The organism is Catellatospora chokoriensis (assembly GCF_011297315.1).
Classification (GTDB): domain Bacteria; phylum Actinomycetota; class Actinomycetes; order Mycobacteriales; family Micromonosporaceae; genus Catellatospora; species Catellatospora citrea.
This window is the reverse complement of sequence record NZ_JAAOTI010000049.1, coordinates 25,377-36,264: the sequence shown is the minus strand read 5'-3', so window position 1 is coordinate 36,264 and position 10,888 is coordinate 25,377. Positions and strand designations below refer to the sequence as shown.

11 protein-coding genes are annotated in these 10,888 nt (G+C 71.8%); 3 read left to right on the top strand and 8 right to left on the bottom strand.

Annotation, left to right across the window (positions count from 1 at the left end; genetic code table 11):
• Positions 1-30 precede the first annotated feature (30 nt).
• From HAV39_RS40685 to HAV39_RS40670, 4 genes are all read right to left on the bottom strand, one after another.
• On the bottom strand, positions 31-1,194 hold the full coding sequence (locus tag HAV39_RS40685; protein WP_191844414.1) for a cysteine desulfurase family protein: 1,164 nt from the start codon (positions 1,192-1,194) through the stop codon (positions 31-33).
• A 103-nt stretch (positions 1,195-1,297) separates the two neighbouring features.
• Positions 1,298-2,254 (bottom strand): electron transfer flavoprotein subunit alpha/FixB family protein, encoded by a 957-nt coding sequence (locus HAV39_RS40680; protein ID WP_191844413.1) that lies wholly within the window; start codon positions 2,252-2,254, stop codon positions 1,298-1,300.
• Positions 2,255-2,266: 12 nt separating this feature from the next.
• The gene (locus HAV39_RS40675) at positions 2,267-3,046 is read right to left on the bottom strand and encodes an electron transfer flavoprotein subunit beta/FixA family protein (protein ID WP_191844412.1); all 780 of its coding nucleotides are present in this window, start codon (positions 3,044-3,046) and stop codon (positions 2,267-2,269) included.
• A 561-nt stretch (positions 3,047-3,607) separates the two neighbouring features.
• The gene (locus tag HAV39_RS40670; protein WP_191844411.1) at positions 3,608-4,414 is read right to left on the bottom strand and encodes a GNAT family N-acetyltransferase; all 807 of its coding nucleotides are present in this window, start codon (positions 4,412-4,414) and stop codon (positions 3,608-3,610) included.
• An 18-nt stretch (positions 4,415-4,432) separates the two neighbouring features.
• On the opposite strand from HAV39_RS40670, the gene HAV39_RS40665 reads away from it, so the two are divergent.
• The 3 genes from HAV39_RS40665 to HAV39_RS40655 are packed head-to-tail and all read left to right on the top strand — an operon-like array spanning position 4,433 to position 5,578.
• Positions 4,433-4,825 carry a YidH family protein gene (locus tag HAV39_RS40665; protein ID WP_120318401.1) on the top strand — a complete coding sequence of 131 codons (393 nt, stop codon included), beginning with the start codon at positions 4,433-4,435 and terminating at the stop codon, positions 4,823-4,825.
• A 28-nt stretch (positions 4,826-4,853) separates the two neighbouring features.
• Entirely contained in the window at positions 4,854-5,162 is a 309-nt protein-coding gene (locus HAV39_RS40660) for a DUF202 domain-containing protein (RefSeq protein ID WP_120318400.1), read from the top strand.
• A 17-nt stretch (positions 5,163-5,179) separates the two neighbouring features.
• Positions 5,180-5,578 carry a PLD nuclease N-terminal domain-containing protein gene (locus HAV39_RS40655; protein ID WP_191844410.1) on the top strand — a complete coding sequence of 133 codons (399 nt, stop codon included), beginning with the start codon at positions 5,180-5,182 and terminating at the stop codon, positions 5,576-5,578.
• On the opposite strand, the gene HAV39_RS40650 is transcribed toward HAV39_RS40655, so the two are convergent.
• The 4 genes from HAV39_RS40650 to HAV39_RS40635 form a co-directional block, all read right to left on the bottom strand.
• Positions 5,575-6,960, bottom strand: coding sequence for a GH1 family beta-glucosidase (locus HAV39_RS40650; protein ID WP_191844417.1), 1,386 nt, complete (start codon positions 6,958-6,960; stop codon positions 5,575-5,577). The genes HAV39_RS40655 and HAV39_RS40650 overlap by 4 nt on opposite strands.
• A gap of 67 nt (positions 6,961-7,027) precedes the next feature.
• Entirely contained in the window at positions 7,028-8,335 is a 1,308-nt protein-coding gene (locus tag HAV39_RS40645; protein ID WP_239120246.1) for a D-arabinono-1,4-lactone oxidase, read from the bottom strand.
• A complete protein-coding gene (locus HAV39_RS40640) occupies positions 8,332-9,498 on the bottom strand; it encodes an alanine racemase (protein ID WP_239120259.1) in 1,167 nt (388 codons plus the stop codon). The genes HAV39_RS40645 and HAV39_RS40640 overlap by 4 nt, the downstream gene beginning before the upstream one ends.
• A 74-nt stretch (positions 9,499-9,572) precedes the next feature.
• Positions 9,573-10,862, bottom strand: a complete 1,290-nt coding sequence (locus HAV39_RS40635; protein WP_191844408.1) for an MFS transporter — start codon at positions 10,860-10,862, stop codon at positions 9,573-9,575.
• Positions 10,863-10,888 lie beyond the last annotated feature (26 nt).

Here is a 10,888-nt window from a genome sequence, read left to right as displayed (position 1 = left end):
GGGGGGGGGGTTGGGGGTGGGGTGGGGGCGTTAGCGGGACATGCCGGCGCGGCGGGCACGGTCGACGGCGGCGGGGAGGGCCGCGATGAGGGCGTCCAGGTCGGCGCGGGTGGTGGTGTGGCCGAGGGTGAACCGCAGGGAGGAGCGGGCGGACAGGGGGTCGGCGCCCATCTGGAGCAGCACGTGGGAAGGCTGGGCGACACCGGCGGAGCAGGCCGAGCCGGTGGAGACGGCGATGTCCTGTGCGTCGAGCAGCAGCAGGAGGGCGTCGCCCTCGCAACCGGGGAAGCCGAAGTGCGCGTTGCCGGGCAGGCGGGCGCCGGGCTCGTCGGTCGGCGCGCCGTTGAGGACGGCGTCGGGGATCACCCCGCGCACCCGTTCGATCAGCTCGTCGCGTAGCGCGACCAGGCGCTGCGCGTGCTGCTCCTGGTGCTTGACGGCATGCTCGACGGCGACCGCGAAGGAGACGATCCCGGGCACGTCCAGCGTGCCGGAGCGCACGTCGCGCTCCTGGCCGCCGCCGTGCAGCAGCGGGGTGCAGGCGACGTCGCGGCCCAGCACCAGCGCGCCGACGCCGAGCGGGCCGCCCAGCTTGTGCCCGGTGACGGTGAGCGCGGCGACGCCGCTGGCGGCGTAGTCCACCGGCACCTGGCCGACGGCCTGGACGGCGTCGGTGTGCAGCGGGACCCCGCGCGCCGCGGCCAGCGCCGCCAGCTCGGCGATCGGCTGGACCGTGCCGACCTCGTTGTTGGCCCACATGACGGTGACCAGCGCGACCGTGTCGTCCAGGGCCTCGGCCAGCGCCTCCGGCCGCACCCGGCCCTCATGGTCGACCGCTAGCGAGACCACCTCGGCGCCCTCGTGCTCGCCCAGCCAGTGCACCGCGTCCAGCACCGCGTGGTGCTCGACGGCACCGGCCAGCACCTTCGTGCGGCCCTCCGGCCGACGGGCCCAGTACATGCCCTTGATGGCGAGGTTGTCGCTCTCGGTGCCACCACCCGTGAAGATCACTTCGGACGGACGTGCGCCCAGCACCGCGGCGATGCGCTCGCGCGACTCCTCCACCCGGCGGCGGGCAGCGCGGCCCGCGCCGTGCAACGACGAGGCGTTGCCGACCTCACGGGCGGTCGCGACGTAGGCGTCCAGCGCCTCGGGCAGCATCGGCGTGGTCGCCGCATGATCAAGGTAGGCCATCTCGCCGCCAAGCCTAGCCGTAAGGGTGCTTACCCGCGCCCCAGGTGTACACGAGTGAGGGCCCGGCAGGGGGTTCCCGCCGGGCCCTCACGTAGGCGTACGCCTAACGACGCTTGCGGATCTCCTCGGAGGCCTGCGGAACGACCTGGTTGAGGTCGCCCACCACACCGAAGTCGGCCAGCTCGAAGATCGGCGCCTCGGTGTCCTTGTTGACCGCGACGATGGTCTTCGAGGTCTGCATGCCGGCCCGGTGCTGGATCGCGCCCGAGATGCCGACCGCGATGTAGAGCTGCGGCGACACCGTCTTGCCGGTCTGCCCGACCTGGAAGGCGTGCGGGTAGAAGCCGGAGTCGGTGGCGGCGCGCGACGCGCCGACGGCCGCGCCGAGCAGGTCGGCCAGCTCCTCAATGATCTTGAAGTTCTCCGCCGACGCGACACCGCGCCCGCCGGAGACGACGATCGACGCCTCGGTCAGCTCCGGGCGTGCGCCCTTGGCCTCGGCGACCCGCTTGGTGACCACGGCCAGCTTGTCCGTGTCGGCGAGCGCGACCTCGACCTGCTCCACCGACGGCGAGGCCGCGGCGGGGCTGGGCGTGAGCGAGTTCGGCCGTACGGTGACCAGCGGCAGGCCCTTGGTGACCTTGGACTTCACGATGGTGGAACCCGCGAAGGCGACCTGGGTGGCGGTGCCGTCGGCGGCCAGCTCGACCGCGTCGGTGAGCACGCCGTTGTCCAGCTTGACCGCGAGCCGGCCCGCGATCTCCTTGCCCTCCTGGGTGGAGCCGATCAGCACGGCCGCCGGGGAGACGGCCTTGACCAGCTGCGCGAGCGCGGTCGCCTTGGGCGCGACCAGGTGCTCGTCGATCTCGGCGCTCTCGGCCGCGTAGACCTTCGTCGCGCCGTACTCGCCGAGCTTGTCGACGAGCGGGGCGGCCGTGCCGGGCGCGCCCAGCACCACCGCGGCGGGCTCGCCGAGCGAGCGCGCCAGGGTCAGCATCTCCAGCGTGACCTTCTTGACCGTGCCGCCGGAGGACTCGACGACTACCAGAACCTCAGCCATTGTCGGCGCCTCTCAGACGAACTTCTCGGACGACAGGTAATCGACCAGCGCGACGCCGCCCTCACCGGAGTCGGCGACCTTCTGGCCGGCGCTGCGCGCCGGGCGCTTGCTGTGCGACAGCACGGTGGTGGCGGCGCCCGCCCAGCCCACCTGGTCGGCGGCGACACCGAGGTCGGCCAGCGACTTCGTGGCCACCGGCTTCTTCTTGGCGGCCATGATGCCCTTGAAGGACGGGTAGCGCGGCTCGTTGATGGTGTCCCACACGCTCACGATCGCGGGGGTGGCGGCCGTGACGACCTCGTACCCCTCCTCGGTCTGGCGCTCGACGGTCAGCTGCGAGCCCTCGACGGTCAGCTTGCGCGCGCCGGTCAGCGCCGCGAAGCCGAGCCGCTCGGCCAGCATGTGCGGCATGACCTGGCCGCGGGCGTCGGTCGACTCGGCACCGGCGATGACCAGGTCGGGGGCCAGTTCGCTGATCGCGGCGGCGAGCACCTTGCTGGTGCCCAGCGCGTCGGTGCCGGCGAGGGCGTCGTCGAGGACGTGCACGGCCGCGTCGGGGCCCATGGACAGCGCCTTGCGGATCGACTCGGTGGCCCGGTCCGGGCCCATGGTCAGCACGGTCACCTCACCGCCGTGCGCCTCCTGCAGCCGCAGCGCCTCCTCGATGGCGTACTCGTCCATCTCGTTGATGACGTTGTTGGCCGAGGCACGGTCGACGGTGTTGTCGTCCGCGCGCAGGTTGCGCTCGGCGCCGGAGTCCGGCACCTGCTTGACAAGTACGACGATCTTCATCGCGCTCTGACGACCCTCCTGAGTTGAACGGACGTTCATGCCCTCGCCGCGAGCCTGTCTCCTGACACGTCACGGGTCAAGCTAGACCGGCTGTGGACGTTGCCACTTTTGCCAGCGCGCCGCAGGTTACTGACGAGTAATTTATTGCCCCTGCTCGCCTACTCGCCAGGATGGCCGCCAATAGTGACAGAGCTCACCCCGTCACGGTGCCCACCGCGTAGAGTCACGCCTAGCAGGAGGTGTCATGACATGACCACGCAAACCGCACCCCTGCCGGGCCGCCCCACGAACGATCCGGGCCTCCCGCCCGCGGCGGAACACCACCGGCAACCCGAGCCAGACGAGCACCTGTGCACCTGTGGACGGCTACGCGACGACTGCGTCCGAGACACGATCCGCGACCTCTGGCACCCAGCCGCCTGAACCAGTCGACCCGCTCCCACATGCCTCGCCCCACCCCGTCACGCATAGACGCTGGCCTATTACATCGATTATTTGTCGATCAGACTCGATGCAATAGGCCAGCGTCTATGGAAAATCGGGGCCGGTGCCGCCGACCCGCTACGCCGCGCTCGGCCGCCAGATGTACGGCGTAGTCGTGGTCACCGCGACCATGCCCAGCCGCTCCAGGATCGGCCGGCTGTCCGCGGACGCATCCACCTGCAGATACGTGAACCCGCGCGCCACCGCCCGGATCGCCCGATGCGCCACCATCGCCTTGTAGATCCCCCGCCCACGCCACTGCTCCAGCGTCGACCCGCCCCACAGCCCCGCGAAGTCGGTGCCCTTCTCGTACCGGATCCACCCGGCGCAGACGACCTCGCCACCGGCCTCGGCGACCACGATGGTCAGCCCTTGCGGATCGGCGTCCAGCTCCTTGGCCAGACCGTGCACGAGGTGGCTGCGGTCCTCGTGCCAGACCGCCTCCTCCATCGCCGCGATCCGCTCCAGGTCGGCCCGCGAGGTCACCTCACGCAGCGTCACGCCGTCCGGCAGCACCGGGGTGGACGCCAGCGGTGCGGCCAGCCCGATGATCACCGTCTCCAGTTCGTCGGGCGCGAACCCGGCCGCCACCAGCCGGTCCGGCAGGTCGGCGGGCAGGTCGTGGCCGCGCAGCTTCCACTCGACCTCCTCGCCGCGGGCGGCGAAGTGGTCGCGCTGGCGGGCGATGAGGGCGTCGAGTTCGGGGCCGCTCAGGTGAGAGACGTCACGGTAGGTGACGAATCCGCCGCGGTCGAGCCCGCTCATCCGGACCACCGGGCCGTCCCATTCGACGACCATGCCGGCGGGCAGGGGGTCGGGGATCTCGGTGCGCAGTTGCTCGTCGTACGCCCTCAACAGGGCGTCGGCATCAAGTTCAGAAGTCATCGCCTTGATACTAGGAAGGTGCTGGCTAGAGTGCGCAACTGGTTTGATCCGCGCGAAGTTCATGAAACAGGGCAAACTCCGGACTACCGCTTCTCGCTGGCCAACGAACGCACCTTCCTCGCCTGGATCCGCACCGGCCTGGCCATGATCGGCGGCGGCCTGGTGGTGGCCCAGTTCCTCCCGCCGATGGCCGTGCCGCACATGACGAAGATCCTCGGCGTGGCGCTGATCCTGCTCGGCGTGGGCTGCGCGCTGCGCGCCGTCGACCACTGGATCCGCTGCGAGATCGCCATGCGCAACGGCCGGCCGTTGCCGCCGTCGCGGTTCCCCGCGGTGCTCGCGATCGTGGTCGCGCTGGGCTCCCTGGCCCTGCTGGGCGAGGTCTTCGTCGACTGGTACCGCAGCCGGTGAGCGGGCCTTTCGGCCGCGGCACGCGGTCGTGAACACCACCCCGGACCACGGCGCGCAGCCGGAGCGGACCCGGCTGGCCTGGCGGCGCACCGTGCTGTCGGGCACGGTGTGCGCGCTGCTGCTGTTCCGGCTCGCGTTCAGCCGCGGGCTGGACGACGCCGGGGCGCTGGCCCTCGCCTTGACGATGCTGTCCTGGCTGGCCTTGCTGCTGGTCGCGCAGCGCCGGATCCGGGCCATGGAACGGCAGCATCCGGCCGGGGTCGCCCGGACGATGGCCGCGGTCACCGTCTCCTGTGTCCTGATGGGCGTCCTGGGGGTACTCCTCATCCTCTGGTGAGGTCTACGCTCTACGCCGTGGGACGCCTGTGGATGTTCATCTTCCTCGCCGAGCTCGTGCTGACCGTGGCTGCGCTGATCAGCTGCCTTTCCGCGGAGGAGCACCGCCTCAACGCGCTGCCGCGCTGGGGCTGGGTCCTGATCATCCTGCTGTTCTCGCCGATCGGGGCCATCGCCTGGTTCGTGGTGGGCCGGGAGCGCACACCCGACCCGAAGGTGTGGCGCCAGGGCAGCGGCTTCCCGGAGCACCAGCGCCCGCGTCAGCTGGCCCCCGATGACGACCCGGAGTTCCTGCGCCGGCTCGCCAAGGAGCAGCGGGAGACCGCGGCCGCCGACCGCGAGCTGCTCAGCAAGTGGGAGATGGACCTGCGCCGCCGCGAGGAGGAGCTGCGCAAGCAGGACAAGACCGACGACTAGCCGCGCTCGCGCAGCCGCCGCGCGAGCCAGTGGAAGGACTCCTTGGGCGTACGCCGCTGCGTCGGGTAGTCGACGTGCACCAGCCCGAAGCGCTGGCTGTAGCCGGCCGCCCACTCGAAGTTGTCGAGCAGGCTCCACACGAAGTAGCCGCGCAGGTCGAGCCCGCCCGCGCGCTTGCGCAGCGCCACCGCGAGATGCTCGCGCAGGTAGTCCACCCGTTGCGGGTCGGGCACCGAGCCGTCCGGGGTGACCTCGTCGGGGAAGCTGGCCCCGCCCTCGGTGACGTACACCGGCGGCAGCCGGTCACCGTAGCGTTCGGACAGTTCGTCGAGGGTGTCGCCGAGCCCGGCCGGGCTGACCGGCCAGCCGAAGCCGGTCCGGGGCACGCCCTCGATCTCCGCGAAGGCGAACGGCAGCTCGCCGACCCGCGCGAAGTCGCCCTCGGGCGTGTGGTCGGTGGCCGCGTCCGGGTCCGCCATACCGACCCGGCTCGGGTAGTAGTAGTTGACGCCGTAGAAGTCCAGCGGCGAGCTGATCACGGCGAGATCTGCGGCGGGCACCGCGGCGAACGCCGCGAACAGATCCGTGAACGGCTCCGGGGCCTGCGGATAACGGCCGAGCAGCACCGGGTCCTCGAAGAACCGGTTGGCGATGAGGTCGTAGAGGGCGGCGGCGAGCTGGTCCTCGGGGCGGTCCGAGGCGGGCACCACGGGCGTGTGCACGTTGGTGATGCCGATCTGCCCGGCCACCCCGGCGGCGCGCAGCGCCTGCACCGCCAGGCCGTGGCCGAGCAGCTGGTGGTGTGCTGCGGGCAGCGCGTCGAACAGCAGCGCGTGGCCCGGGGCGTGCGCGCCGGTGGCGTAGCCGGCCAGGGTCACCGAGTGCGGCTCGTTGATGGTGATCCACTTGCCGACCCGGTCGCCGAGGTGCGCGCCCAGCAGGGCGGCGTACTCGCCGAAGCGCTCGGCGGTGTCGCGCGACAGCCAGCCGCCCGCGTCCTCCAGGGCCTGCGGGGTGTCCCAGTGGAACAGGGTGGCCACCGGCTCGATGCCCCGGGCCAGCATCGCGTCGACGAGCCGGTCGTAGAAGGCCAGACCGTCCGGGTTGGCCGGTCCGGTGCCGTCGGGCTGGATGCGCGGCCACGCGATGGAGAAGCGGTACGCGTCGGCGCCGAGCTCGCGTACCAGGTCGAGGTCCTGCTCGTAGCGGTGGTAGTGGTCGCAGGCGACCGCACCGGTGTCGCCGCCGAGCACCCGGCCGGGCTGGGCGCAGAACGTGTCCCAAACCGACACCCCGCGCCCGCCCTCGGCCACCGCACCCTCGATCTGGTACGCCGCGGTCGCCACGCCCAGTGTGAAGTCCTTGGGGATGCTCGGATCCATCACGCCGTCTCCTCGCTGCGCTCGTCGTCGGCGTCGATCAGCGACATGGTTCGCTCGCTGCGCTCGCTCACGCGCCCAGCACCCGGTCCAGGTAGTCGTTGGCGAAGACGCGCTCGGGGTCGAGCTTGTCGCGCACCGCGAGGAAGTCGCCGAACCGGGGGTACGTCGGCGCGAGCGTGCTCGCGTCCTGGTAGTGCATCTTGCCCCAGTGCGGCCGGCCGCCGTGGGCGCGGAAGATCTGCTCGGCGAGCCGGAAGTAGGTGTGCGGGTCCTCCTTGAAGAACCGGTGGATCGCCACGTACCCGCTCTCGCGCCCGTGCGCGGTGGACAGCCAGATGTCGTCCGGCGCGGCGACCCGCACCTCGACCGGGAACGAGATGCGCCAGCCGTTCTGCGTGATCAGGCGGTCCAGCGCGCGCAGCACGTCGGGCACCTCCTCGCGCGGCAGGGCGTACTCCATCTCCCGGAAGCGCACCTCGCGCTTGGTGGTGAAGACCGACGTGGACACGTCGGTGAACTCCCGGTTGTTGGTGAGCCGCTGGGCCAGCCGGTTGATCGGCGGGGTCAGCGCGGGCGCGGCCTTGCCGACGTGGCACACCCAGTTGAAGACGGTGTTCGACATGAAGTCGTCGTCCATCCAGCGCTGGAAGCCGCCGAGCGGCTTGCGCGGGGCGTCCATCGGCAGCCGCGTGTTCGTCTTGGTGAGCGCGGTCTGCGTGTGCGGGAACCAGTAGAACTCGAAGTGGTCCGCGCCGAGCGCCCGCTGCTCCCACTGCGCCAGCACCTCGGCCAGCGGCTCCGGCTTCTCGATCGCCTGGAGCTGGAACGCGGGCACGCACTGCACGGTGATGTCGAGCAGCACCCCGAGCGCGCCCAGCCCGAGGCGGGCCGCGTCGAGCAGCTCCGGGTTGCTGTTCTCGGAGATCTCCAGCACCCGGCCGTCCGCGGTGGCCAGGGTCAGCGCGACGATCTGCGTGGCCAGGCCGCCGAACGCGTGCCCGGTGCCGTGCGTGCCGGTCGAGGTCGCGCCCGCGATGGTCTGCGCGTCGATGTCGCCCATGTTCTGCAGCGCCAGCCCGTGCGGCTTCAGCAGCTCCGGCAGGCGGTACAGGTGCGTGCCCGCGGCGAGCTTCACCCGGTGGCGCTGCTCGTCGACGGCCAGCACGCCCTGCAGGTTGCGCAGGTCGAGCTGCACACCGGGGGCGACCGCGATGCCGGTGAAGCTGTGACCCGCGCCGATCGGCTTGACCCGCAGCCCGTCGGCACGCGCGGCGGCGATCGCCTGCACCACCTCGTCGGGGCTGCTCGGATACGCCACCCGCGCCGGGGTCACGCTCTCTATCCGGCTCCAGTTCCGCCACACAGTGCTGCTCACAGGAACGCCTTTCCTTCGCCACGGTACGTGGGCAGGGCCCCGGCCACCGCGTTTCCGTCGATCAGGTGAAGCTCGTTGACGTGCTCGGACAGCTCGCCCGCCTTGGTGTGCCGCAGCCAGACCCGGTCGCCCAGGCGCAGCCGGGTCGCGGGCTCCCCCACCACCGGGGTCTGCACCTCACCGGCCATCTCGCGGGGCACCATCTTCAGCCCGGCCGGCCAGACGATCTGCGGGAGCCGGTCCACGCCGGGCGGGCCGGACGCGATCCAGCCGCCGCCGAGCAGGGTGACCCGGTCCGGGGCGGGCCGGCGCACCACCGGCAGCGCGAACGCGGCCGCGGGCGCCGGGGTGAAGTGGGCGTAGTTGTCGAACAGGTGCGGCCCGAACAGCCCCGAACCGGCCGCCACCTCGGTCACCGAGCGGTCCGCGCCGGTGACCTCCAGGCTGCCGGTGCCGCCGCCGTTGACGAACTCCAGCGGGGCCAGCTCGTGCACGGCCGCGACGGCAGCCGCGCGGCGCTCGACCAGCTCGGCCATCGAGGACCGCTGCAACGCGCGCACCAGCGCCCCGCGCAGCGGGCTGCCCTTCGGGGCGTTGCCCAACCCGGCGACCTGGGCCTCGTACCCCATCATGCCGACCAGCCGGAAGCCGCGCCGGGCGACGATCGCCTCGGCCAGCGCGCGGGCCTGCTCGGGCCCGTGCACCGGCGAGCGCCACACGCCGATGTGCCCGAGCAGCCGCGACTTGAACGACGAGTCCAGCTCGACGGCGACCCGGATCTCCGCCCGCGCGTTCGGCGCGACGACGGCGTCCACCAGGTCCAGGTGGTCCAGGGAGTCGACCATGATGGTGACCCGCCGGGCCAGCTCCGGCGAGGCGGCGAGCCGCGCGATCGCGTCCCGGTCGGCGCTGGGGTAGCCGACGACCACGTCGTCGATCGTCTCGGCCAGCCACAGCGCCTCGGCCAGGGTGTACGCCAGCACGCCGTGGTAACCGGGCAGTGCCAGCACCGCGTCGAGCACCCCGCGGCAGCGCACCGACTTGCTGGCGATGCGGATCGGCACCCCGTTCGCGCGGCGGGCCAGGTCGTGCGCGTTGTACGACAGCGCGGCCAGGTTCACCGCGCCGAACACCGGATCCAGCGCCGCGGTCGCCGTGTTCATGGCCGACCAGTACGCGTCGGCGTCCTCCCACGGCCGGGCCGTGGTCGGCGGCGACACCTGCAGCGCCAGAGTCATCAGCGCACTCCCTTCACCGGCAGCACGGCGAGCGCGCCGAGCACCGAGATAACACCGGACGCCACGTACAGCGGGCCGAAGCCGCCCAGCTCCGCGACGACGAACGCGCCGAGCAGCGGGGCCACCGCCTGCGGCACCGCGGTGGCGATGTTCATGATGCCGAGGTCCTTGCCGCGCGCCGCCGGGTCCGGCAGCACCTGGGTGGCCAGGGCCTGGTCCACCGACAGGAAGCAGCCGTAGCCCAGGCCCAGCAGGCCCGCGCCGACGGTGGCCACGGTCAGGTTCGGAAAGAACGCCAGCAGCAGCGCCGCGACACCCTGCAACCCCGACGAGACGAGAACGAAGACCTTGCGCCGTCCGATGCGGTCGGACAGCCGGCCGAGGAACAGCGCGGCCAGCACCACGAAGAACATGTAGATCAGCGTGAGGACGAGCAGCGCGTCCTCCGCCTTCTCGACCTTGACGTGGTACATCAGGAAGTAGAGCAGCAGCGTGGTGCCCAGCGCATTGCCGACGTTGACCAGGATGCGGCTGAGCAGCGTCCAGCCGAAGTCGGGGAAACGCCGCGGGCTGATCCAGAACCCGGCGGCCAGCTCACGCAGGCTGAACGGCGATCGCGCGGCGCGCGGCAGCACCTGGTCGGGCACGCCGAGCACGAACGGCAGCACCAGCAGCACCAGCAGCGCCGCCATCAGCGAGTAGCCGATGAAGTGGCTCAGTGCCAGCGCGGTGACCAGCACGATGCCGAGAATGGTGCCGACCGCCTGCGGGGCGGAGATCCAGCCGGAGACGTACCCGCGCTGGCCCACCGGGACCTGGTCGGAGATGGTCGCGGTGAGCGCCGCGGTGAGCACACAGAAGCCGACCAGGGTCAGCGTCCACCACACGCCGATGCCGACGATGCCGTGCTGCAGGCCGAGCACCACCAGCGAGGCCGCGAACAGCAGCGCGCCGAAGACGATCCAGGGGCGGCGGCGGCCGAACCGGGACACCGTGCGGTCCGAGAGCGCGCCGGTCAGCGGGTACGCGATCAGCGCGAACGCGCCGGCGATGCCGGACACCACGCCGAACGCGACCACGTTGTCGACCCAGTCGGTGGCTTTGAGCTGCGCCTCGACCTGTTGCGGCAGCAGCAGCTGCACCGGGGTCAGCTGCGCCATCCAGATGCCCAGCCAGGCCAGCGCGAACAGGCTGATCCAGCGGCCGGTGATCGGCCGTTCCGGCTCGGCGAACGGAGCGGGCGGGGGCGTTGCGGGGTCAGCCGTAGCGAGCGTGGCCGGTTCGGTCATGGGGGGTCCCTCAAGGCCAGGTGTGA

What these genes read in the sequence shown, in the direction of transcription:
- HAV39_RS40635 (WP_191844408.1), bottom strand. Translation starts at nt 10,862, where the DNA reads ATGACCGAACCGGCCACGCTCGCTACGGCTGACCCCGCAACGCCCCCG.
- HAV39_RS40675 (WP_191844412.1), bottom strand. Translation starts at nt 3,046, where the DNA reads ATGAAGATCGTCGTACTTGTCAAGCAGGTGCCGGACTCCGGCGCCGAG.
- HAV39_RS40670 (WP_191844411.1), bottom strand. Translation starts at nt 4,414, where the DNA reads ATGACTTCTGAACTTGATGCCGACGCCCTGTTGAGGGCGTACGACGAG.
- HAV39_RS40640 (WP_239120259.1), bottom strand. Translation starts at nt 9,498, where the DNA reads ATGAACACGGCGACCGCGGCGCTGGATCCGGTGTTCGGCGCGGTGAAC.
- HAV39_RS40680 (WP_191844413.1), bottom strand. Translation starts at nt 2,254, where the DNA reads ATGGCTGAGGTTCTGGTAGTCGTCGAGTCCTCCGGCGGCACGGTCAAG.
- HAV39_RS40650 (WP_191844417.1), bottom strand. Translation starts at nt 6,960, where the DNA reads ATGGATCCGAGCATCCCCAAGGACTTCACACTGGGCGTGGCGACCGCG.
- HAV39_RS40685 (WP_191844414.1), bottom strand. Translation starts at nt 1,194, where the DNA reads ATGGCCTACCTTGATCATGCGGCGACCACGCCGATGCTGCCCGAGGCG.